This is a genomic window from Bacillus sp. Nf3 (assembly GCF_003028545.1).
GTDB lineage: Bacteria > Bacillota > Bacilli > Bacillales > Bacillaceae > Bacillus > Bacillus safensis.
Map to the genome: position 1 here is coordinate 108,095 of NZ_PYUA01000006.1, position 22,454 is coordinate 130,548.

A 22,454-nucleotide genomic window follows, 5' to 3' on the forward strand; every position below is an offset into this window, starting at 1 on the left:
TAATGCTTATGAATGCAATCAAGCGGTTTGGCAGTGCTATGGTAGTTCCTGTACTTTTATTCGCGTTTTTTGGTATTGTTGTCGGCCTCGCGACTTTATGTAAGAATCCAGCGATTATGGGGGAAATGGCTGCAGAAGGTACGATGTGGTATAAGGTTTGGACACTGATTGAAAGCGGAGGATGGACGATTTTCAATCATATGGAATTAGCCTTTGTGATTGGATTGCCCATCTCACTTGCAAAAAAAGCCCAAGCCCGTGCGACGCTCGCAGCTTTGATGATTTATCTCGTATTTAACAATTATATTCATGCTATTTTGACACTTTGGCCGTCTGCTTTTGGTGTTGATTTATCTCAAGGTGTTGAGAATGTAGCGGGGGTAAAAGAAATTGCGGGTATACCTACGCTGGATACAAGTATCATTGGTGCGGTGATGATATCTGGAATCGTCATTTGGATCCATAATCGTTTTTATGATCAAAAGCTGCCTGAAATGCTTGGAATTTTCCAGGGGCTTGTATTTGTTGTCATCATCGGATTCTTTGTGATGATTCCTATTGCTTTTGCCGTTGCGTTTGTCTGGCCCTATGTTCAGCAGGGGATTCAATCTCTCCAAGGGTTCATGGCACAGTCTGGTTATATTGGTGTCTGGCTGTTTCATTTCTTGGAAAGGGTGTTAATTCCAACAGGACTTCACCATTTTATATATACACCTTTTGAGTTTGGTCCAGCGGCTGTAAATGGGGGGTTAAAACCATATTGGATCGCTCACTTAAATGAATTTGCGTCCTCAACTTCCGATTTGAAGGATCTTTATCCATACGGATTTTTATTACATGGGAACATTAAGATGTTCTGCTGTTTAGGAATAGCTCTAGCCATGTATTTTTCTACACCGAAGGAAAATAGAAAAAAGGTTTTGGCTTTGGTATTACCCGCCACATTGACAGCCATATTTGCGGGAATTACAGAACCGCTTGAATTTACTTTCCTATTTCTCGCGCCTTATTTATTTGTCATACATGCACTTCTTGGAGCGACCATGGTGACAATCATGAATATGTTTGGTGTTGTCGGAATGATGGGTTCCGGGCTGATTGAAATAGCTGCATTGAACTGGATTCCGCTCTCTTCAAATCATGGAGGGATTTATCTGATCCAAGCGATGATTGGACTTCTCTTTACTGCATTGTATTTTGTCATATTTAGATGGATGATTGTGAAATTTGATATTCCATTACCAGGACGAAAAGATGAGGAGGAGACGAGACTATATACCAAACAAGATTATGAGAGTCATAAAAAAGCTCATGACAAAAAGGAATCACCCGTTAATGCATCAGAGTATGAAGAGAAAGCCGTTTATTTCTTAGAAGGCCTTGGCGGTAAAGAAAACATTAAAGATGTGACAAACTGTGCCACACGACTGCGTATTACAGTGATTGACCCTAGCTTGGTGAAAGATAGGGACTACTTTACAGAAAATAAACTGGCACACGGCATGGCTAAGAGTGGTCAAAGCATTCAAATCATTGTTGGTTTAAGTGTACCGCAAGTAAGAGAGTCCTTTGAGACTAAACTTTCATTAGATTGAAAAAGGAGCTGGATATCATGAAAAGATTTAATATTACCATTGCTGGAGGCGGAAGCACATTTACACCGGGAATCATTTTGATGCTGTTAGACTATTTAGAGGAGTTCCCAATTCATACAATTAAACTCTATGATAATGATGAAAATAGACAAAAGACGATTGCAGATGCATGTGAGATTATGTTAAAAGAACGAGCACCAGAAGTACGATTACTGGCAAGCACGGACCCAGAAGAAGCGTTTACTCAAGTCGATTTTGTGATGGCACATATTCGTGTCGGAAAATATGCAATGCGTGAATTAGATGAGAAAATTCCATTGAAGCATGGAGTTGTCGGACAGGAAACATGCGGTCCAGGCGGGATAGCTTACGGAATGCGTTCTATTCCAGGTGTATTAGAACTTGTCGATTATATGGAAAAATACTCACCTGAAGCTTGGATGTTAAACTATTCGAACCCTGCAGCGATAGTAGCAGAGGCAACACGTAAGCTAAGACCGAATTCTAAGATTTTAAACATATGTGATATGCCAATTGGCATCGAAGAATTAATTGCAAAAAATTTAGGCTTATCTTCACGGAAAGAACTAGAAGTAGATTACTATGGTTTGAATCACTTTGGCTGGTGGACAGATATTCGAGATAAATCAGGAAATAGCTTAATGCCTGAGGTGATTAAGCATGTAAGCCAGCATGGTTATGCAACAGATGGAACATCTGAACTAGAACAGCAGAAGAGCTGGAACAGCACATTAAAAAAGGCCAAAGATATTCAAGCGCTTGATCCAAAAACGGTCCCTAATACGTATTTGAAATACTATCTATTTCCAGATGAAGAAGTAGCACATTCCAATATAGAATTCACACGTGCCAATGAAGTCATGGAGGGACGGGAAGCTTTTGTTTTTAGTGAGTGTCAGGCCATCATTGATAAAGGAACTGCAAAGGAAACAAAGCTGACCATTGATGAGCACGCTTCCTATATCGTTGATTTGGCAAGAGCCATTGCTTTTAATAAAAAAGAACGGATGCTGATGATTGTAGAGAACAATGGCGCTATTAGAAACTTTGACCCAACAGCAATGGTCGAAATTCCTTGTATCGTTGGCAGCAATGGTCCAGAAAAATTAGTAGTTGGAGAAATTCCTAGATTTCAAAAAAGTCTCATGGAGCAGCAAGTTGGCGTAGAAAAACTAGTAGTAGAAGCATTTGAAGAAGGGTCCTATCAAAAACTATGGCAGGCCATCACATTATCGAAAACGGTGCCGAGTGCAAAAGTAGCAAAAGATATTTTAGACGACTTAATTGTGGCAAATCAAGCATTTTGGCCAGAATTAACATAACAGGAGAATAAGCAATATGGGCGTGACAGCGCTCATATTGCTTATTTATTGTGATGGAGACGAAAAGACCCCTTACCAAAAGGGGCCCGTCATTCCTTACTCCGCACTCTCCTCAACCTCACGGCTATCCTCAGTTTCACCAATATAAATAGGGCCGTTTGCGTGGTCGATTCGGATTGGCCATTCGTATGGAATTTGAAGACGTCTAGCGATGGCTCTCCAGAATTTTGTGGAATCCAATTCGAATTCTTGGAAGTCTTTTAATAAGTCTTTGTAAGACGAGCCGTCAAATTGAATGTACATATCTTGAAGGCGCATGAACGCGACATGTCTCACTTCTAGTGCTGCTGCGGCTTCCATTTCTTCTTCTGTTGCTTCTCCGATGATTGTACCTGCGGGCGGTAGCATGTCGTATACGTTAAATTCCTCTTCTTCTTCGTGAGCTGCATTGTGCTGTTGATCTGACATTTTTCTTCACTCCTTCTCGTTTTCAAGCAAAACTTTATTCCGTGCTTACTTCTATTATCGGAAGGAAATGTGAAATGTGGAATGAAAAGAGGAGCAGATCCACAGCACTTGCTTTTTTCTCTTGAATCATCTATGATCAATTACAGATATAAAAGGTCTATAATAGATAGAAAGGAGTTTCCTCATGAAATATTCTAAAGCGACCAACTATGCGCTACATACGATGGTGTTTTTAACTCTGGCGCCAAAAGGTAAAGCGATTGGCGTTGAGCCACTTGCTAAGATGCAAGACCTTTCACCAACCTATTTATCCAAAATTTTAACAAAGCTTGTGAAGGCGGGATTGATTGAATCAACACCTGGTGCAAAGGGAGGATACACCCTTATCAAACGAAAGGAAGACATTTCGTTTTTAGATGTCATTCAGGCTGTAGAAGGACAAACGAATTTATTTCGCTGCTCTTTAGAGCATGACTCCTTCATGCCCCATGATGGCTGTTTGATTGAACAAGTCATGCAGGATGTGGAAACGAAAATGCAGGAGACGTTAAGTCAAAAACGGTTAATTGATATTGCGAACCAAATTGAGCAGACAGAAAAAAATCCATTTTTCAAGATGTGATTTTTTTGAACTAATTATAGATATTAAGAGTCTTTAAAGTCTTGGATAAAAAGGAGAGATTGATATGTTATTAGATTGTGCGATTATCGGAGGCGGGCCAGCCGGATTAAGTGCAGCACTTGTTGTGGGTAGGGGCAGAAAACAGGTCATTGTATTTGATGACGAGCTGCCGAGAAATCGAGTGACTCAGGAATCACATGGATTTATTACAAACGATGGAATGACACCGTTTGAGATTAGACAAGCCGGAGAGGCAGATCTTCAAAAATACCCTAATATCCAAATCAAACGAAGTAGAATTAATGATATACAAAAGCGAGAGGAATTCTTTACGTTACTGACACACGAAGGGGATACATTCGAAGCGAAAAAAATCATCTTGGCAACTGGACTTCAAGATATATTGCCAGAGATCGAAGGAATTCATGATGTGTACGGAAAAACGTTGTTTAGCTGCCCTTTCTGTGATGGATGGGAATTAAAGGACAAAGCACTTGCCCTCATTGCAGAGAATCAGCGAGCCTTGCATATGGCTAAGCTTCTATCCAATTGGACAAAGGATTTGATCGTGTTTACGAATGGGCACGTGTTGGCTGAAGAGGACAAGTCACTTCTGACGGTGCATTCTATTCAAGTCATTGATGTGCCTATTGTGTCGATTGATCATGACAATGGTCAGCTGCGCTCTCTCCAGCTTGCAAATGGGGAGACGGTGAAAAGGGAAGGCGGTTTTGTCGCAAGTGAATTCAAGCAGTCAGCGCCATTTGCCGAAAAGCTTGGCTGTCAAATGACGAAGAATGCGGGGATTGAAACAGATATTCTTGGACGTACAACCGTCAGTGGTGTCTTTGCATGTGGTGATAATTTAGGCGGTCCTGCTCAGTTAGTTCTCGCAGCAGCAGCTGGAAGTCAGGCAGGAATGGGCGTCATTCATGAACTTGTGCAAGAAAAGTTTCAAGAAAAAACATCTCTATGAAAAGAGATGTTCAGCGGAGAGCGGTTTTCCGTTTTGCTAAGACGTGAGCTGTCCATTCAAAAAGTGCGTAGATCACAAAGAAGATCAGGATCCAGCTGCTGGCATCGACCCATACATTGGTGATATGAATGATGTTCGCCTGATCAAGTCCAGTCTGTATCCACATAGTGATCAATGCGGTGAGGAACACCTGTAAAAACCATTTTTTCAATTGGTCACACCTCCATCTCTTTCTATCATATAAGAAATGACAGTTAATTTCCAATTGTTTCCCTGTATGTTTCAACGGTAAAATAAGAAATAAAATCAATGGAAGGACATGACATGAGCGATCAAACAAATAGCTTTTTAAAAAGTCATTTTCCTGATCTTGTCCTCACCCCGCCTCTTTTTTATGGGTGGCCTTTTGGTCTTCGCTTTGAAGTGGCAGATTGGTCATTAGGAAAAGAATCGATTGTATTAGAAAAAGCGGGAGATCGTGCTTTTGAGATTGTAAAATATGCTTTTGATTCAGAAGACGAAATGCTGCTTGTAACGGATGTGTATACAGAACATGAACATGAATTAACGAAGCGAAAGCTCCTGGTTTATCAAAAATATGTCCGCCGGCAAGTACGCAATCGATTGCGTCACGAGCTTTTGACCTATGTTTGGCCAGAACTAGATGAGCCACTGACATTGGAGAGATTTACTCTGAAATGCAGGTTACAAGATATACGATTACGCCTGCTTCTACAAGCTATATGCCGAGAGGATTTCTATGCACCGAATCAAATCATGAAGGGCAAGCTTCAATATGAAAATTATCTCATCAATCTCTCAAAACATATGATTTTTCACTTATATGATGATCGAGGCTGTGATCTCATCGCGGCAGAGCCAGAGCGTTTAAGACCAGTCTATGAAGGCTTACAGCACTGGCTATTAGATTATGATCGCCCACAGATGGACCGGCTATTTACAGCCAAATAAAAAAACCGCACTTTCGACAAGTGCGGTTTCTTTTTATGCTTCTACTTTATTGAAAAACTGTGGCAAATATTCTTTGTGTGCTTCTAGCATTTCATCTAGGATGCTTTTTGCAATGGCATCTGATGGGACAAGCGGGTTGATGGTCATTGCGACAAGGGCTGTGTTGTAATCGCCTGTCACAGCTGCTTCAGCGGCTACACGTTCAAAGGATTTAATTTGAGAAATAAGTCCTTTGACAGCGACCGGCATTTCACCAACAGCGATTGGTTTAGGACCGTCTTTTGTGATAACGCAGTTGAGTTCAACGGCAGAATCATTTGGAATGTCACTGATGGCGCCATTGTTAATCGTGTTGACCGGCTGAATGTCATGCTTATCGTTATAAATGGATGCAATTAAGTTACAAGCTGCATCACTGTAGTAGGCACCGCCTCGTTTTTCAAGCTGCGGCGGCTTGATGTCTAGATCAGGGTCTTTGTAAAGCTCGAACAGATCATTTTCTAATGCGCGAACGACTTCCGCACGAGTTCCTTCGTTTGCTGCTGCTTTCTTTTCTTCAGCCAGCATATCACTTGTTTTGTAGTAGTAACGGTGATACGGACAAGGAATAACGCCAAGCCCTTTTAAGAAATCAGCATCCCACGGAATCGCTTGAATGTTGTTCATCGACATGCTGGAGTTTGGATCCGCCATGTCTTCGATCACTTGATCCATGATGCTTTTGCCGTCTAAGAATACATTGAGTCCAAAGACCATATGGTTTAATCCAGCAAAGCTGACTTCGACTCTGCTTGCGTCGACATCAAGCCCTTTGGCAATTCCCATGCGAATGCCGATTGGCACGTTGCATAAGCCAACGACTTTTCGATGGTTTGAATAACGAAGTACGGCTTCAGTGACCATACCAGCTGGATTTGTGAAATTCACAAGCCATGCATTCGGGCAAAGCTCTTCAATATCTTTGACAATATCAAGAATGACAGGAATGGTGCGAAGTCCTTTGAATAGACCCCCTGGACCATTTGTTTCTTGACCAATGACATCATATTTTAAAGGAATGCGTTCATCCTTCATACGTGCTTCAAGAAGTCCGACACGGAATTGTGTTGTGACAAAATCAGCATCTACAAGCGCTTTTCTGCGATCTAATGTTAAATGAACTTCGATTGGAAGTCCTGCTTTTTTGACCATGCGTTTTGCAAGATTTCCGACGATCTCAAGCTTTTCTTTGCCCGCTTCAATATCAACGAGCCAAAGCTCGCTAATCGGAAATTCATCGTATCGTTTAATGAATCCTTCTACAAGCTCTGGTGTATAGCTTGATCCTCCGCCAATTGTGACAACCTTTAATCCTTTTGCCATGCTCTGCACCTCCGAATAATGTAACGCGCAATGTTATAATAGAAAAAAGTCTTTTTTATTTTGTACATCTATAGCTTATCGTGAGAGCATCTCATGCGTAAATGACTTCAGCGTCTTTAGGCAAGGGTGCCCTATTTAGAGATTTGTTACATAAAAGAAACACCTTGTGACATGTTGTTGGAGAAAGGGGAAGTCAGATGTTTTCAAGTGAGGTCATTTCCAGCTTTAATGAACTAGAGAGCGCTTTATATCGATATATCATGGAAAACAGTGAAAAGGTCGTATACATGAGAATTCGAGACCTTGCAGATGCTGCACATATTTCCACCTCGTCTGTCCTTCGTTTTTGCCGAAAAGTAAATTGTGAAGGCTTTTCAGAGTTTAAAGTGAAGCTCAAAATGTATTTAGAATCAGAGCAGACACCCTCTTTAAAAAGCACACAGCACTTTCTATATGAATTTATTGAACGAACATTAAAGGGAGACTTTGAGGGGAAAATTAAGGAGGCAGCGAAACTCATTGCTGAGGCAAAAAATGTGCTGTTTATCGGGACAGGCAGTTCGGGCATTTTGGCGCAGTATGGGGCGAGGTACTTTTCAAGTCTTGAGAAATTTTCATTTTACATCAATGATCCGTTTTTCCCGATGAATATGCAGTATTTAGACAATAGTGTCACTATTGTGCTGTCTGTATCAGGGGAGAACAGTATTACGATCGATCATATTTCAAAGTTAAAAAGGGAAGGCAGCACAATCATTAGTATTACGAATAACCAGCACTGCACGATTTCGCGCATTTCAGATTTAAATATTGCTTACTACGTCACAGATGAGCGGGTCCACAGAGCCAATATCACCACACAGACGCCAGTTGTGTATATTTTAGAAGCAATGGCCCGTGACATGTTCGCGATGTTAAAAGAAAAGTAAAAGAGCCGCTGCATGAATCAGCTGCTCTCTTTTTTCTGCTTCATAAAAGAAAGGATGGCAATACCAGAACAGACGAGCACAAACAGACCGCCTAATAAATACACAAATCTCGCTCCGAATGTATCAGCAATTAATCCAACAAAGAAAATAGATAAACTGACAGACATAGAAGAGAGAACGTATTGAGCCGAATACACCTTTGATAAATCATGGACTGGCGTTTCTGTTTGAAGAATGGTTTGCTGCGAAACATCCCGAATTTGATAGGCAGGCCCCATCAAAATACAAAGCAGTAATGCAAGCCATGGCAGGCTGTTTAGCGAAAATAAAATGGTCAATATTGCATAGATAAAAGAGCCTGCAGCCATAAAGAGGAGAAGGTGTTTTTGAATAGACTGGTTTAGCCATGCAGCCAAGAGTCCGCCTAGAATGGCACCTATATAATAAGCGGCATTGATATATCCCCACCATTCCGCACCTTCCTTTAAAACAAGTGTGACAAAGGCAAGCGTAACCGGCCCGACCCACAAAGCACCTGCAATATTTTCACAAACATCCATGAAGGTCAGGGTGCGAACAGTTTTGTTTGTCCAAATGATCTTCCAGCCATCTTTGAACCTGTTCATCTTATTTGCTTTTTGAACCGTGTTTTCTTGCTTGAGTAGAGAAAAAACAGGGATGATAAATAGATAGGACAACACAATCATGAAACAAGAGGCCCACATTAAATAAAATGGACCAATCAACAGAACGAGCATTCCAGTAAACGAATAGCCGGCGATTTGAACAGATTGATAAAAAACGGAAGCTGTACTGTTCGCTTTCACAAGCTGATTTGTTGGTACAAGCATCGGCATGATGGCCTGTAATAAAGGGCTGATGAATCCGCCTGTGATGGAAATTAAAACGAACGCGCTAAACAGCCAGACGAGGTGCTGCTGAAAGAAATCAAATTGGGTCGTGAACACGACGAGCATCCCAATACGTAAAAGAGGGACCCATTTCAATAGACGCTTGGCTTGAAAGAGATCTGTCAAAACAGGAGAGAGGAGTCCAGCCAATAGCTGACATAGCGTTCTTATGAGCGGAAATACAGCCGCATAGGCGACAGATTGTGTATCTTGATAAATAACTAACGTGATCGTCATCAAAAATAAAATATCACTCAACATGAGAAGGCTTTTACTGCTTGTATAACACCAAAACTTGTTTCCCATATTAAACCGGCTCCTTTTCAAAAACATGTTTAGTATAGCATGGTGATGAAGGGTTCGGAGGCTTCCCATTGAAAAATACATCTTAAGGATGAGAAGATTGTGATAAGCTAAATGAAGGACACTGTAAGGAAAGGGGTTCAATCACTTGAGAAAATTACCAGCACATGACTTTTTGGACAAACATGGCATCCCATATGAGATCAAAACATTTTCTGCCGAAACAGAAAAAGGAGCAGCAAATGTAGCGGCAGCCCTTGGTTTTCGTGAAAGACAAATGATCAAAACATTGATCTTTGAAACAGGAGAAGGGGAGCAGCTGCTTGTGATGGTTGGCGCTGACCAGCATATTAAGTCAGGGAAACTAAAGAAAGCGGCCGGATCCCGTAATATTAAAATGGCTTCACCGGAGAAGGTTCTTGAAGTGACGGGCTATCGAATTGGTTCGATTCCGCCGTTTTGCTGGCAGCCAGAAGGATTCCGCACGATCATTGAAGCTTCGTTATTGGAGGAAGAGATATTAGGGGTTGGAGCAGGAGAATGGGGAAATGAAATCCTCATCACACCAGAACAATTAGTGAAAGCTTCAAAAGCTGTACCGTTTGACATCGTGCAGCCAGCCGAATAGAAAAAAAGTGCCTGTTTTTGGAGCAGGCACTTTTTTAATTGGCAGCAGGCGTAGTGAATGGACCGATACCTTTCATTTGCAGGAAGGCATCCACGGTTCTATTTTCTTCAAGATCATTCGCTCGTTTGCACACAACAACCGGTCTGACAATTTCAATGTCTTCGATGTACACGCGCCCAATTTCTTTCCGCTTGAGACTGCCTTGAACCGCATCACGGGGAACAAGTGTGATACCATATCCAGCTTTGATCATTTGTATCGCTTCATGAACACCGCTGAACTGTAAGTCCACGGTCGGTTTTTTGATCCCTTTCGAGGTAAAAAGAGAAAAAAGTTTATCTCTTGTGGAACTGCCTTCTTCTCGCATCAAAAAAGGCTCCTGGCTCAGCCGCTCTAGCGGGACAGTTTTTCCGTTCAACGGATGGTCTGCCGGGACAATAAAATCATAGCTTAAGTTCGTTAAATGAGAGGTGAGAATCTCCTCATGGTGCAAATCCTCGATCACAGCGATGGCCACATCTGATTCATATTGAAGTAGGCTTTCTAAAACCTGAGCGGAGTTTCCACTTTTTAATTCAATTTCCGTTTCAGATGAAGCTGTTTTAAAAGCAGCGAGCCAATCTGGCAGTAAAAAGTTGAGTGGTACATAGGTAGAAGCGATGCGGAGCCGCCCTTTTTTTCCGTTTTGTAAAAGTGTAATCTGATATTCTACTTCCTTTTCAGCCTCGAACACTTGCCGGGCATAAGGGTATAGAATTTTCCCCATTTCCGTAAGTGTAATACCTCTGCCATTTCGTTTAAAAAGACGGAACCCGATCTCACTTTCAATGCTTCTAAGCTGAGCCGTCACAGCGGGCTGTGTCAAAGATAGCACGTCAGCTGTTTGTGTAACACTTTTTGTCTCTGCGACCTTTGCAAAAATTCGAAGGGCATGTAAATTCAATTTTGCACCACCTATCAATTATTTTGATGGTTTAATCAAAAACATTCATTAGATTTATTATAAGGCATCCCTTATTGTAAAGATAGCGAAGGGGGAAGGGAAAATGGATCAACGTCAAAAGCAAGTGGTGTCAATATCGCTTATCACAGCATTTGCACTGATTGGGGATTCAATGCTTTATATTGTTCTTCCGATCTATTGGAAAGAGATTGGTTTATCATCTATTTGGGAGGTTGGGCTGCTGCTGTCCATCAACCGATTCATCCGCATCCCGCTAACACCTGTCGTTTGGTGGCTCTATCGGTTTGTCCCAATGAAAACCGGTGTATTGATCGCTATTTTGATTGCGTCCGTGACCACAATGCTATATGGTGTAAGCGGTTTTTGGCTGCTGCTGATTTGCCGCTGCGCTTGGGGGCTGGCATGGACGTTATTGCGTATGAGTGGAATGAGATTAATTGCTGAGATGGACGAAGGCTCACAGGGGCATTATACGGGCATTTATAATGGGCTTTACCGGCTTGGCAGTTTATTTGGCATGTTATTTGGCGGAATATTTGCCAGCCTGATCGGCTTCCAGTCCATGACGCTTGTTTTTGGTTTACTCACATTACTAGGGGTCATTTTTTATGTCTCTTTGGATGAGATTGAAAAGGGAGAAGAGGGGCAGGTGTATCAAGTCATCAAACAGAGGTGGCTTGCACGAGATGTTGTAAAAGTATTAATGACAGGTATGCTGATTGCACTTGTGATACAAGGGTTATTCGCATCAACACTTAGTCATGTCATTGAAGCAAGGATCGGTCATGGTGAATTTGCTCTGTTCGGCTTTGTCATTGGAGCTTCGGCTTTAAGTGGAATCATTCAAGCGCTCAGATGGGGGTGGGAACCATTTGTAGCACCGAAAACGGGCAGATGGTTTGATGGCCTTGTGATGAAGGAACGAACGCTTTGCTGGATGTTTCTTTCATTTGGATGTCTTAGTCTTCTGACGGTCATGCTGAAGGTAAGCGGCTGGTTTCTTGTGATGCTGCTTTTGATCCAGCTGCTGTCAACAGTCTTAACGACATTAACAGATACGCTTGCCTTTCAAAAAGCCTCTGCTCAAACCGATAAAAACCGCTTCCTCGCAAGCTATTCCTTTGTTCAAGATATGGGATCGGCTTTAGGACCCTTGTTCGGATATACGATGATTCAGTTTTTTGGATCAAGCAGCGTCTTTTGGCTGATGCTCATCATAAGTTTATTGCTTGTCAGCATGTGGGCAAGAGGCAGGGAGCTGCATGTTTCTTCTGATCAAGCATAATAAATTCAGGTCTTATACAAAAAAACTGCCTCTTGCGCTGAATGAAAGAGGCAGTCATGGTTTCTTATTCTACATCTGAATCATAGGCTTTTTGCGTCAGCTGGCTGACCACCTCTTTTAACCCATTTGGTTTATGAAACTCAACAGGTGTGTTTCCTTTTTCGAAGACGATTTGATCTGCTTCAACGAGCACGACATACCGATTGTTGAGCTTTGCAATATGGATCGAGTGGCCAAAGTCTGCTAGAAGACCTTTGATTTCCGTCTCGCCTAGACGCATTTTCATTGTGATATCAGGAGTTTGTTCAACAATATGAGAGGCTGCTTGTGTAACCTGCTCTGTATCGAGTGTTTCTCTAATTTCTCGTTTTTCACTCGCTTCCCATATTTCAAGATCCTCTTCAAACTGCTTTAATTCTTCACTTTCATCCTGTAATGTTTCAAAAACCTGTTCCTGTACCATATTCATGACCTGTGATTTCATGATTTCAGGCATGGATTCACCGTATTCGACGAACTTCAAAAAGTCTTCAAAATAACGAGCGTGTGAGGATTGGTGAATTTTCACTTCCGCTTCCTCAGTCATGCCCTCTTCTGGCATAAACGGGTATTGAATTGATTTCATGTTTTTTGTCGTAATGGCCATTTCGACTTTTCTGATCAAGGTAGATGTATCAGCGATAGAAGCCACTTTCTGCTCGAAATCGCATTTCATAATAAAGACAAAGGAATCGTCGAAATACTTTTTAGGAACGGCAGAAGCCACTAAAAAAACGCCGCCTCTGACAGCACTTGTATCTAAATATGTGCGAACAAACTGTTCACTGCATTCATTAAACAATTCTTTTGTATCTGCAAATCTCGTTTGATGAAATAGGTTGTAGTTTGGGTTTGAGTCGAGCTCATGACCGGGTTCTACAATAAATCGGCCAATTTTGGTCGGTACTTGTTCAGATTTAGGGTGTCTGTCCACTTTTCGTTTGACGATTTTTTTCAGTTCACCGTCTAAAAAGTCCTTCAGCTCACTTTGTTCAAACTCCTCTTGATCTAGTGTTTGATAATGTTTAAATCGTTTATTTGCTTGTTCATCTTTGCCTTCGATTTCCACGACAAAGAATGATAGAAAACGTATCGTAAAATCCATTGATTGGTCACCACTTTTTCTTCTTCGGATATGTTGAGTATAGAAAAAGGAGTGAAAATCGTCAACGAATGGAGAAATATCGTGTCATTATTTCCCGAGAAATGTTTATTGAAAAACACTTGATAATAATTATCATTCTTGATAGAATGATAAAAGAAAAGAAGGAACCTGCCAGTTCCTTCATCTCAGAGAAAAATAGATTATTTTGTTTCAAATGTTTCGCAATCAGTTTCAGTATTGCGAGTCACTTCAGTCATCGTGTTTTTACCAATTTTAATGGTAGAAGCGGTACAGCTGTTTTCAGCCCAGAAACGGCAAGAGTTCACTTCACAAAGAACGTTTTGTGCCATGGGAATTCACCTCCGTGATTCATATTGAGAATGAAGCAAGCTGCCACTTGAATTCATTCAATCTAGTAGTCTCTTTATAGAAAGAGGCTGTTTGTGCTGGTTATGCACATGTTTATCATACCATCTACCCTGAAAATATACAATTTAAACTTTGAAAGAGCGAGAATATGAATCTCGCTCTTTTTTTATTTGTAAAAATAGTTAAATGCTAGGTGGCACACTCTCTCATTTCGACATATGAATAGAGTAGATTCAAAACCTGATGTCGGACAAAGTATGAGGGTACATGTACTGATTTTCCGCATAAAGATAGGGTTTTTAATCAAAAATCTTCATAGAGAGATGAGGGGAGAAGATGAAAGCAGTCATTCTCTGCGGAGGAAAGGGAACGAGAATGAGTGAGGTCACACAAGCGCTTCCTAAACCACTTGCTATGATCGGAGATCGGCCTATTCTATGGCATATTATGAAAATCTATCAGTATTACGGTGTAGACGAGTTTATCCTTTTGCTTGGTTATAAAGGAGAGAAGATCAAAGAGTACTTTCTGAACTACGACTGGCAGCACCACAGCATGCAGCTCGATATGGCGACAGGAGAAATGAAGCTATTAGGGAAATCGGAGAACTGGAAAATCACCTTTTTAGATACAGGTGAAGATACGATGACAGGCGGACGTTTAAAGCAGGCACAGGATTACATCGGTGATGAGACCTTTATGATGACATATGGTGATGGACTGGCCAATATCAATATGTTTCATTTGCTGAAACGTCATCAGGATCTTGGTGCAGCTGCTACTGTCACAGGCATTGAAAAGAAGTCCCAGTACGGGACACTCAAGGTGTATAACGGGATGGCACAATCCTTCTCTGAGAAGACAGACAGTATCGGGATGATCAATGGAGGATTTTTTGTGTTGTCTCCAAAGGTATTTGATTATTTACCAGACGATGATCAATGCGTGTTTGAAGCGGAGCCTCTTCAAAACCTGGCGGATGATGGAGAGCTTGCCGTTTATGAGCATCACGGATTTTGGACAGCAATTGATACGTATAAAAACCTGAAGGAAATCAACGACATGTGGACAGATGGAAAACAACCATGGAAGGTTTGGTGACAGCATGAGCGGATTTTGGAATGGAAAGAACGTATTTGTAACTGGATGTACAGGGCTGTTAGGAAGCTATCTCGTCAAGGAATTGATTGATCAAGGGGCAAACGTGACTGGACTTGTGCGTGATCAGGTGCCTCGATCGAATTTATATCAAGGCAGTCAATTTGAAAAAATGAATGTGGTGCAAGGCGCATTGGAGGATATGCAAACGATTGAACGTGCGTTAGGAGAATATGAAATTGACACCGTCTTCCATTTGGCTGCCCAAGCCATTGTTGGGGTCGCGAATAGACATCCTGTTTCTACATTTGAAGCGAATATCTTAGGGACATGGAATGTGCTGGAGGCGTGCAGAAGACAGCCGCTGATCAAACGAGTGATCGTGGCATCAAGTGACAAAGCATACGGTGATCAGGAGCAGCTTCCATATGATGAAGACATGCCATTAAACGGGAAACATCCGTATGATGTCTCGAAGAGCTGTGCAGATCTTATTTCTCATACGTACTACAACACATATGGTCTTCCGGTTTGTATTACACGCTGCGGTAATTTATACGGAGGCGGAGATTTGAATTTCAACAGAATCATTCCGCAAACCATTCAGCTTGTGTTAGAAGGAAAGGCGCCGGAAATTAGAAGTGACGGGACATTTATTCGTGATTACTTCTACATTGAAGATGCAGTGAAGGCTTATTTGCTGCTAGCTGAGAAGATGGAGGAAAAAGGGCTGGCGGGAGAAGCCTTTAACTTTAGTAACGAAATTCAGCTGACAGTGCTTGACCTTGTGGATAAGATTTTAAAGGCAATGGGAAGTGAGCTGAAGCCTCGTATTTTGAACCAAGGAACACATGAGATTAAGCATCAATATTTGTCGGCAGAGAAAGCGAGAAAGCTGCTTGATTGGAAGCCTGACTACTCCATTGATGAAGGTTTAGAGAAGACGATTGAATGGTATCGCGAATTCTTTCAAAAATAGAGGTGTAAAAAGATGAACAGCATATATTGTACGGTTCTTTCAAGTGGAAGACTTTATCAAGCCATTGCGTTTTTCTTATCGTTGAAGCAAGTAGAAGATGATGCTGTCATCAAGACGTTATGTATGGATGATGCTGCATTTGATTTGCTTCATCAAATGAATTTCCCGCATGTGGATCTTGTTCATGTACGGGAGCTCGAAACACCAGAACTGCTAGAGAAAAAAGAGGAACGGGATGCATCGGAATATTGCTGGACCTTAAAGCCGATTTGGATTGAGTGGTTATTTGAACAGGAGCAGGCAGAGAGCGTGACTTATCTTGATGCGGATTTATTCTTTTATGAGAGCCCTCAGGTTATTTTTCAACATCAGCCGAATGCCTCTGTTTTAATTTCAAGAGGGGATATTGTCATTCCAAGCTTTGATGCTGAGGAAGTGAAGATGCTTCAGAAGCTTTTAGGACGCTATAACTCAGGATTTCTGCATTTTAAAGGGGATGAAGCTGGACGAAAATGCCTCAGCTGGTGGAAAGAAGAATGCTTAAAAGAATGTAAAAATGCACCGGGAGAAGGCAAGTTTGGCGATCAAGGATATCTGGATCATATGCCGAGGCTGTTTGACAATGTAGAAGATATTGAGACAAAAGGCGTGAATATTGGTCATTGGAACTATGGGCAGCATTCTTATCGGGAGGAGAATGGACGTATTCTTCTGGAGGATGGGCACCCGCTCATTTGCTATCATTTCAGCGGCTTTCGGATTGTGAGCAAGGATGAGATGCAGCAAATTCATGAAAAAGGACGAAATGACCTGCCGTTTTTCCAAGAAGCCTATCGGGAAGTGCTTCGCCATGTGATTGAATCTGTGGAGCAGGTCGATCCGCTGTTTAACGGCTATGCCAAACGGGAGGAGGATGACGCATGAACGAAAAGCCAAAGGTAAGTGTCATTATTCCAAGCTATAATGCCAAAGAGCGTTTAGAAGGAAGCCTTTTTTCCTTAACACTTCAGGAAACAGATATTCCATTTGAGGTCATTGTTGCCGATAATGGCTCAACAGATGGCACGATGAAAATGCTCGAGAACATTGAGGTGAACTTCCCGTTTAAAAAGGTGCGTATTCCTGTCAATCAAGGGATTGCAAAAGGGCGTAATCATGCCATTCGCGAGGCGGAGGGAGATCTGCTCATTTTCCATGACAGTGATATGCTGGCAGAACCGAGATTTATTGAAAAGCATGCAGAGGCCCATGCTGACAGGGAGGATCTCGTTATTTGCGGTGTGTGCTGGAAGCGGATTTATCGCTATTTTTACACAGCTTTTGATAAGGATCATATGAAGCGGTTGAAAAAGCAAGGGCTGTATAAACGGAAAATGGAGGACAAAACGCCTCTTTTATCATTGGAAGAAGTCGAAAACGGTGCATTTCTTGAGAAAAGTTTCGATTTGCAGTCTGAGTTTATAGATATCCTGAAAGACATTTTAAATACGTACCACTATGATTTAGGTTCTTATGAGCTGCCATGGCGATTTTTTATTACAAATAACTCCTCTGTCAAACGTAAGCATGTCATGGCACTAGGGATGTTTGATGAAAATATCGTTCGGTACGGATTTGAGGATTATGATTTAGGGATTCGTCTGCATCAGCTTGGTCTCTCCTTTGAATTGCGAGAGGATATCATGAGCGTGCATCAAGAGCACCCAAGTAATTTAACGTCGTTTGATGACATCAAATACAACATTTTGTATATGTGTGAGAAGTACAACAATATTGATTCCATTGATGTCCACTTGGCTTTCTCTGGTCCGTTTTCTCACACTGTGACAAATGATATTGTGAAAGAAGTTCGGCAGCTGCGTGAGAATCCAGCATTTGATGACCTGTTATCTTATTTTTTAGAACTGATTCATTTGATCACAGAGCGGAATGTAGGCATCAAACGGGATAAAAAAGATATGCTGACAGCCAAGCATGTTCCTTTGAAAAAGCTGGCAGAAGCGGCGCAGCTTGCACGGCAGGAGTATGGCTGCACGGTACTTGTAGAAGCCATTCATGGGCTGACGAAAGAGCTGTTACGCGTTGATTTGTTCCAAGTGGATGTGTTGTAAATGGCGTCTTATCACTTTACAACCATTGTGTCGAATACCCATGTCTTTAAGCTTTTGGCGCTGATTCATTCGCTTGAGAAAAACGCCCATGCATTCAAGCTGTCGGTTTTATGTGCAGACCCTTTGGCTTACAAGGTGTTAAAGGAGTTCCCTCACCCGAATGTTCAATATGAACAGCTTGAAGACATTGAGGATGACTCCCTGCGAAAGGCAAAAGAAGATCGTACGTTTCATGAGTATTGCTGGACGTTAAAACCTGCTTTTCTGCTCAACATTCTTGAGTCCTCAGATGCGGATTATCTTGCCCATCTGGATACAGATTTGTATTTTTATCATGATCCAGAGGCGATTTTTGCAGAGAATCCAAGCGCTCATTTATTTTTAACGGATCATATGAATTCCAAGCGGTTCTATCGTTATTACGAGTTGTCTGGCCGTTTTAATACTGGGTTTGTAGGCTGTCGTAACACAGATGTTGCCAAACAGGCGGTCACACAATGGAAAGAAAACTGTCTTGCACATTGTACAGTAGAAATGGATACAGAAAAAAAGACGTACGGAGATCAGCGGTATGTGGAAAGATGGGTTGATGATTTTGAAGGGGTTCATATCGTTGCATCTAAAGGAGCCAATGCGGCGATTTGGAACATTGAAAACTACAAACTTTCAATTGTAAAAGGGGATATGTATCTCGACGAATGTCCACTCTTGTTTTATCATTTTTCTGCCTTTACGATCATTGATGAGAAGACCTTTAATCTGAATTGGTATTACTATATGACAGAACAAAAGCTTGTGGCTCATCTGTATATTCCTTATGCTGACTTGATTCATCGAAAAATCAAACAGGTGCAAAAGGTATTTCCAGAATTTCAACAGGGGTTTATTGCAAAGAAGCATGTTCCTGATACACATTTCTATGAGATGTGAAAAAACCGCTCATATTGATTTGAGCGGTTTTTCCTTTTATGATTCATTCCATTTGGAGATGGTTTGATCGCTAGGAAGTAAGAAGGCTAGGATACCTAATATCGGTAAAAAGGCAACGCCAATCATAGTAGGCGTTAAACCGAAGGCATCAATGAATGAGCCGAGGGCAACCGAGCCGATTGCACCCATACCAAATGCCAGCCCAACTGTTAAACCAGACATTGTGCCAATTTTCCCGGGAAATAGTTCTTGGGCATAAACCACTGTGACAGAGAAGCTCGATGTCAAAATGACCCCAATCAGTCCGAGTAAAACGTACGCAAAGACAGGTCCGGCAAATGGCAGCAGCAGGGCAAGAGGGAAGGACGCCAATAGGGAAACTAAAATCACGTTTTTCTTGCCAAAACGGTCTGCAAGCGGCCCGCCTAAAAATGTCCCAATTGCACCTAGAATGAGAAATAAGAAAATATAAGTCTGTGATTCTTTAATCGTCAATCCGTACTGTTCAATCGCATAAAACGCATAGAAATTCGAAATGGCATTTCCATACCAAGAGCGGGCAAAGATGAGAAAGACGATAATGCCAAGTGCAGTGAGTGCTGATTTACGGTGAATGTCAGATCGCGCAGCTTTTGCAGGCGCTTTTTTTGCTTGCGCTCGAATGGTTTGGAGTCTTCCTGCGTACCATCTTGAAATATAAAGAAGAAAACCGACAGCAATCATTCCAACAATTGTAAACCAAGCCACGCCTGGCTGACCGAGCGGGACGAGCATGAATGCAGCGATAAGCGGAGCAAAGGCTTGACCTGTATTTCCGCCTACTTGATAGATGGACTGTGCAAGTCCTCGTCTTGGACCAGCTGCCATGTTTGCAACACGGGAGCCCTCTGGATGAAAGATCGCAGAGCCGAGTCCGATAAGAACAACGCAAAGCAAGATGGTGGCAAAGGACGGAGCAAAGGCAAGTCCGAATATACCGATAGCACTTGAAAATAAAGCAATTGGAAGTGCATAAGGCATCGGCCGTTTATCTGTATACCACCCAATTGCAGGCTGCATGACCGAAGAGACCATATTTAATGTAAAGGCGATCAGCCCTAATTGTGTAAAGGTCAGCCCCATTGAGCGTTCTAATATAGGGAACATGGCAGGAATAACGGCTTGCAATGTGTCATTCAGCATATGACAAATACCAATAATCAATAAGATGGGATAAACCGTTGAGCCGGTGACAGATTTTTGAGGCTTATCCTTTGTACGAGCAGCAATAGCCAATGAGACTTCCTCCTTTCATTTTTCACTGTTTTCTGTTTTTGCATTCTTCTCATTTTATTCATAAGGTGAACTATAAAACAATAGCAAATTGTCATCATTTAGAAAAAAAGAGACACAAGCCCTTGTTGGAGCTTGTGTCTCTAAAGAGTTATTTGTAAAAAGAAGCAATCAAAGGCTTCATTTTTTGAACGACGAGTCCACTTCCGCCTCGTTTTTTCACACCGTCAATCATACCGACAAGAATGTAATCTTCTTTTTTAGGATTAAACGCAAGTAAAAATCCATTTTCAGTGCCGTCTGTTGCACCTTGTTTGCTTTTCAGCTCTGCCGTTCCAGTTTTAGCAGCGATATCAGCTCCTTCGATTTGCAGGGAGTGGGCTGTACCATTTGGACTTGTCACGACCTGAGTCAAAGCGCCTTTCACTGTGTTTGCTGTGTCTTCTTTGATGATTTGTTTCGGTGATGCTGTTTTTTCATCCTGAATCACTCGAGGATAAACAAGTTTGCCCCCTGTGGCAAATGGAGAATAGGCATGTACTTGCTCAATCGGTGACATGAGTAATTCACCTTGGCCATACGCTGAGTCAGCCAGTAGGATTTCTGATTGAATTCCATCGTTCGATACTTGTGCAGGCTTCATTGTAAATGGCATGTGTAAGTCTTCGCCAAATCCAAATGCTTTCACTTTTTTCTCGTAGGTGTCTTTGCCAATTTCGAGTGCTTCCTGTCCAAAGTAAATATTGTCTGAGTACACGAGGGCATCAACCATATTTACTTTTTCTTTATCGTGAACGCGTGTGATGCGATAATTTCCCCAAGATTGATCCTTTTGCCATTTCAGTCCATGAATGGTGCGCACTTTGTTAGGCTTTGTGACACCTGTTTCAAGCCCAATGGCTGCTGTAATGGTTTTGAATGTGGACCCTGGTGCATACCGGCTCGCATATCGAGCTTGAAATGGAAGATCTGGGTTTTCACTGTATGCCTGATATTGCTTAGGTGTTATCCCGTTTGTCATAAGATTGACATCGTAGGAAGGGGCGCTGACAAGTGCTAATAGATCACCCGAAGATGGATTCATGATCGTGACGGCTCCTTTTTCACCTTTCAGCTGTTCATAGGCTTTTTTCTGTAAGGAAGCATCAATCGTTAGCTTCACGGTTTCTCCGTCTTTTCGATCTGATTTTTGTAATGTTTCTTCAATACCTGTTTCATCATGGTCGATGAGAATGCTTCCGCCATCTTGTCCTCGTAATTTTTTGTCAAATGTGAATTCAAGGCCGGTTTTGCCGATGGTTTGATCCGCTTTTAATGCCGGATTTCTTTTGATGTCATCCGCATTTGCCTTTCCGACATACCCGGTGAGATGAGCGGCTGCTTCGTTATATGGATAGTAGCGCATTTCCTTCGATTGATAAGTGACGCCTTTTACGTCTTTTGGAATCGGCTTCTGTTCTAACATCGATTTGAGCGGGACAAACGTGTCGTCAGTGACCCATGCTTGTTTCAGTTGATTGTCAATGAGTTCTTCCTCTATATCAAACGCTTTGCTGATTTTTTTGATATTGCGTTCTTTTTCTTCCCCTGTTCCGAGTTTTCCTGGGATGATGCCAAGTGCGTTTCCACCAGTTGTTTCTGCTAGAGTACGCCCTTTTCGGTCAACAATGTTTCCGCGGACAGCAGGGTCTGATTTGACTTTGATGGTATCTCCCTTTTCCATTTGCGGGAAGATGAGATTTGGTTTCCAGTCCACTTTCCACTTGCCGTCCTCTTCGGAGAGAATGCCTTTGTAAGAGAGCTTATGCAGTTTGCCAAGAGACGTTTTCATCGTCACATCATAGGAGAATTGATACCCATTTCCTTTGTCCTGTTTTTCAACGTTGAGCTTTGAAATGTTCAGATCATGAGCACCAATGCCATTGAAGATATTGTCGTATTTTTCGGCTAGTTGTTTTTTTGAAAAGTCATTGGCTTTTAAAGATGCACTTGTCACCTCATCTGCCAGCTTCGTAAAGTCTTTCTTCTTCATATGTTCTGTAAAGTTTTGAGCGGCTTTTAAAGCCTCTTTTTCTTTTGAGAAAAGAGTATCTTTTAAGAAAAAGAAAGCAGCAGCAACTACGATGATGCTAAGAAGAGGGATGATGACTTTTTTCTGTTTCCAAAATGATTTTCGTTGATCCGTATACAATG

At 41.8% G+C, this 22,454-nt stretch carries 22 protein-coding genes; 13 read left to right on the top strand and 9 right to left on the bottom strand.

Features of this window, described 5'->3' with window-relative positions; all coding sequences use genetic code 11:
- The first annotated feature begins 8 nt into the window (after window positions 1–8).
- Together C9414_RS15875 and C9414_RS15880 are read left to right on the top strand one after the other, a co-directional pair.
- Complete coding sequence (locus C9414_RS15875; RefSeq protein ID WP_107164024.1) at window positions 9–1,595, top strand: alpha-glucoside-specific PTS transporter subunit IIBC; 1,587 nt, start codon at window positions 9–11, stop codon at window positions 1,593–1,595.
- Between the two features lie 17 nt (window positions 1,596–1,612).
- Window positions 1,613–2,938 (top strand): 6-phospho-alpha-glucosidase, encoded by a 1,326-nt coding sequence (locus C9414_RS15880; RefSeq protein ID WP_039177012.1) that lies wholly within the window; start codon window positions 1,613–1,615, stop codon window positions 2,936–2,938.
- Window positions 2,939–3,034: 96 nt separating this feature from the next.
- On the opposite strand, the gene C9414_RS15885 is transcribed toward C9414_RS15880, so the two are convergent.
- Window positions 3,035–3,406, bottom strand: coding sequence for a hypothetical protein (locus C9414_RS15885; RefSeq protein WP_039177014.1), 372 nt, complete (start codon window positions 3,404–3,406; stop codon window positions 3,035–3,037).
- A gap of 184 nt (window positions 3,407–3,590) precedes the next feature.
- Between C9414_RS15885 and C9414_RS15890 the strand changes: the two genes are divergently transcribed.
- Both C9414_RS15890 and C9414_RS15895 read left to right on the top strand, forming a co-directional pair.
- The gene (locus C9414_RS15890; RefSeq protein ID WP_107164025.1) at window positions 3,591–4,028 is read left to right on the top strand and encodes an Rrf2 family transcriptional regulator; all 438 of its coding nucleotides are present in this window, start codon (window positions 3,591–3,593) and stop codon (window positions 4,026–4,028) included.
- 64 nt (window positions 4,029–4,092) lie between these two features.
- A complete protein-coding gene (locus tag C9414_RS15895) occupies window positions 4,093–5,004 on the top strand; it encodes an NAD(P)/FAD-dependent oxidoreductase (RefSeq protein WP_107164026.1) in 912 nt (303 codons plus the stop codon).
- Between the two features lie 10 nt (window positions 5,005–5,014).
- Here C9414_RS15895 and C9414_RS15900 read toward each other — a convergent pair whose 3' ends face one another.
- On the bottom strand, window positions 5,015–5,215 hold the full coding sequence (locus C9414_RS15900) for a hypothetical protein (RefSeq protein WP_047204219.1): 201 nt from the start codon (window positions 5,213–5,215) through the stop codon (window positions 5,015–5,017).
- Window positions 5,216–5,328: 113 nt separating this feature from the next.
- Between C9414_RS15900 and C9414_RS15905 the strand changes: the two genes are divergently transcribed.
- Entirely contained in the window at window positions 5,329–5,976 is a 648-nt protein-coding gene (locus C9414_RS15905) for a DUF3885 domain-containing protein (protein ID WP_107164041.1), read from the top strand.
- Between the two features lie 33 nt (window positions 5,977–6,009).
- Here C9414_RS15905 and C9414_RS15910 read toward each other — a convergent pair whose 3' ends face one another.
- On the bottom strand, window positions 6,010–7,338 hold the full coding sequence (locus C9414_RS15910; RefSeq protein ID WP_041116119.1) for a 6-phospho-beta-glucosidase: 1,329 nt from the start codon (window positions 7,336–7,338) through the stop codon (window positions 6,010–6,012).
- 197 nt (window positions 7,339–7,535) lie between these two features.
- On the opposite strand from C9414_RS15910, the gene C9414_RS15915 reads away from it, so the two are divergent.
- Window positions 7,536–8,267 carry a MurR/RpiR family transcriptional regulator gene (locus tag C9414_RS15915; protein ID WP_039177027.1) on the top strand — a complete coding sequence of 244 codons (732 nt, stop codon included), beginning with the start codon at window positions 7,536–7,538 and terminating at the stop codon, window positions 8,265–8,267.
- 17 nt (window positions 8,268–8,284) lie between these two features.
- Here C9414_RS15915 and C9414_RS15920 read toward each other — a convergent pair whose 3' ends face one another.
- Window positions 8,285–9,484: an MFS transporter gene (locus C9414_RS15920; RefSeq protein ID WP_107164027.1), complete on the bottom strand. Its 1,200-nt coding sequence runs from the start codon at window positions 9,482–9,484 to the stop codon at window positions 8,285–8,287.
- Between the two features lie 145 nt (window positions 9,485–9,629).
- Between C9414_RS15920 and C9414_RS15925 the strand changes: the two genes are divergently transcribed.
- Window positions 9,630–10,109 (top strand): aminoacyl-tRNA deacylase, encoded by a 480-nt coding sequence (locus tag C9414_RS15925; RefSeq protein WP_039177033.1) that lies wholly within the window; start codon window positions 9,630–9,632, stop codon window positions 10,107–10,109.
- A gap of 34 nt (window positions 10,110–10,143) precedes the next feature.
- Here C9414_RS15925 and C9414_RS15930 read toward each other — a convergent pair whose 3' ends face one another.
- Window positions 10,144–11,052 (bottom strand): LysR family transcriptional regulator, encoded by a 909-nt coding sequence (locus C9414_RS15930; RefSeq protein WP_107164028.1) that lies wholly within the window; start codon window positions 11,050–11,052, stop codon window positions 10,144–10,146.
- Between the two features lie 103 nt (window positions 11,053–11,155).
- Between C9414_RS15930 and C9414_RS15935 the strand changes: the two genes are divergently transcribed.
- A complete protein-coding gene (locus tag C9414_RS15935) occupies window positions 11,156–12,358 on the top strand; it encodes an MFS transporter (RefSeq protein WP_107164029.1) in 1,203 nt (400 codons plus the stop codon).
- A 64-nt stretch (window positions 12,359–12,422) separates the two neighbouring features.
- On the opposite strand, the gene C9414_RS15940 is transcribed toward C9414_RS15935, so the two are convergent.
- Both C9414_RS15940 and C9414_RS15945 read right to left on the bottom strand, forming a co-directional pair.
- Entirely contained in the window at window positions 12,423–13,502 is a 1,080-nt protein-coding gene (locus C9414_RS15940; protein WP_107164030.1) for a DUF3900 domain-containing protein, read from the bottom strand.
- A gap of 200 nt (window positions 13,503–13,702) precedes the next feature.
- Window positions 13,703–13,852 carry a DUF1540 domain-containing protein gene (locus tag C9414_RS15945; protein WP_072367870.1) on the bottom strand — a complete coding sequence of 50 codons (150 nt, stop codon included), beginning with the start codon at window positions 13,850–13,852 and terminating at the stop codon, window positions 13,703–13,705.
- A 355-nt stretch (window positions 13,853–14,207) separates the two neighbouring features.
- Between C9414_RS15945 and rfbF the strand changes: the two genes are divergently transcribed.
- Genes rfbF through C9414_RS15970 form a run of 5 tightly spaced genes read left to right on the top strand, consistent with a single transcriptional unit; the run spans window position 14,208 to window position 18,989 of the window.
- Entirely contained in the window at window positions 14,208–14,972 is a 765-nt protein-coding gene (gene rfbF, locus C9414_RS15950) for a glucose-1-phosphate cytidylyltransferase (protein ID WP_047204214.1), read from the top strand.
- 4 nt (window positions 14,973–14,976) lie between these two features.
- Window positions 14,977–15,948, top strand: a complete 972-nt coding sequence (locus C9414_RS15955) for a GDP-mannose 4,6-dehydratase (RefSeq protein ID WP_039177044.1) — start codon at window positions 14,977–14,979, stop codon at window positions 15,946–15,948.
- A gap of 12 nt (window positions 15,949–15,960) precedes the next feature.
- Window positions 15,961–16,872, top strand: coding sequence for a putative nucleotide-diphospho-sugar transferase (locus tag C9414_RS15960; protein WP_041087151.1), 912 nt, complete (start codon window positions 15,961–15,963; stop codon window positions 16,870–16,872).
- The gene (locus C9414_RS15965) at window positions 16,869–18,059 is read left to right on the top strand and encodes a glycosyltransferase family 2 protein (RefSeq protein WP_107164031.1); all 1,191 of its coding nucleotides are present in this window, start codon (window positions 16,869–16,871) and stop codon (window positions 18,057–18,059) included. Before C9414_RS15960 ends, C9414_RS15965 begins: the two co-directional genes overlap by 4 nt.
- Window positions 18,060–18,989, top strand: a complete 930-nt coding sequence (locus C9414_RS15970; RefSeq protein ID WP_107164032.1) for a putative nucleotide-diphospho-sugar transferase — start codon at window positions 18,060–18,062, stop codon at window positions 18,987–18,989. It abuts the gene before it with no gap.
- 36 nt (window positions 18,990–19,025) lie between these two features.
- Here the strand turns inward: C9414_RS15970 and C9414_RS15975 are convergent, their stop codons facing one another.
- Window positions 19,026–20,264, bottom strand: coding sequence for an MFS transporter (locus C9414_RS15975; RefSeq protein ID WP_047204210.1), 1,239 nt, complete (start codon window positions 20,262–20,264; stop codon window positions 19,026–19,028).
- A gap of 148 nt (window positions 20,265–20,412) precedes the next feature.
- Window positions 20,413–22,452, bottom strand: coding sequence for a penicillin-binding protein PBP4(5) (pbp4, locus tag C9414_RS15980; protein WP_107164033.1), 2,040 nt, complete (start codon window positions 22,450–22,452; stop codon window positions 20,413–20,415).
- Window positions 22,453–22,454: the final 2 nt, after the last annotated feature.

Coding starts and splice junctions, on each gene's coding strand:
- C9414_RS15875 (WP_107164024.1), top strand. CDS start 9: ATGAATGCAATCAAGCGGTTTGGCAGTGCTATGGTAGTTCCTGTACTT.
- C9414_RS15880 (WP_039177012.1), top strand. CDS start 1,613: ATGAAAAGATTTAATATTACCATTGCTGGAGGCGGAAGCACATTTACA.
- C9414_RS15885 (WP_039177014.1), bottom strand. CDS start 3,406: ATGTCAGATCAACAGCACAATGCAGCTCACGAAGAAGAAGAGGAATTT.
- C9414_RS15890 (WP_107164025.1), top strand. CDS start 3,591: ATGAAATATTCTAAAGCGACCAACTATGCGCTACATACGATGGTGTTT.
- C9414_RS15895 (WP_107164026.1), top strand. CDS start 4,093: ATGTTATTAGATTGTGCGATTATCGGAGGCGGGCCAGCCGGATTAAGT.
- C9414_RS15905 (WP_107164041.1), top strand. CDS start 5,329: ATGAGCGATCAAACAAATAGCTTTTTAAAAAGTCATTTTCCTGATCTT.
- C9414_RS15910 (WP_041116119.1), bottom strand. CDS start 7,338: ATGGCAAAAGGATTAAAGGTTGTCACAATTGGCGGAGGATCAAGCTAT.
- C9414_RS15915 (WP_039177027.1), top strand. CDS start 7,536: ATGTTTTCAAGTGAGGTCATTTCCAGCTTTAATGAACTAGAGAGCGCT.
- C9414_RS15920 (WP_107164027.1), bottom strand. CDS start 9,484: ATGGGAAACAAGTTTTGGTGTTATACAAGCAGTAAAAGCCTTCTCATG.
- C9414_RS15935 (WP_107164029.1), top strand. CDS start 11,156: ATGGATCAACGTCAAAAGCAAGTGGTGTCAATATCGCTTATCACAGCA.
- C9414_RS15940 (WP_107164030.1), bottom strand. CDS start 13,502: ATGGATTTTACGATACGTTTTCTATCATTCTTTGTCGTGGAAATCGAA.
- C9414_RS15945 (WP_072367870.1), bottom strand. CDS start 13,852: ATGGCACAAAACGTTCTTTGTGAAGTGAACTCTTGCCGTTTCTGGGCT.
- rfbF (WP_047204214.1), top strand. CDS start 14,208: ATGAAAGCAGTCATTCTCTGCGGAGGAAAGGGAACGAGAATGAGTGAG.
- C9414_RS15955 (WP_039177044.1), top strand. CDS start 14,977: ATGAGCGGATTTTGGAATGGAAAGAACGTATTTGTAACTGGATGTACA.
- C9414_RS15960 (WP_041087151.1), top strand. CDS start 15,961: ATGAACAGCATATATTGTACGGTTCTTTCAAGTGGAAGACTTTATCAA.
- C9414_RS15965 (WP_107164031.1), top strand. CDS start 16,869: ATGAACGAAAAGCCAAAGGTAAGTGTCATTATTCCAAGCTATAATGCC.
- C9414_RS15970 (WP_107164032.1), top strand. CDS start 18,060: ATGGCGTCTTATCACTTTACAACCATTGTGTCGAATACCCATGTCTTT.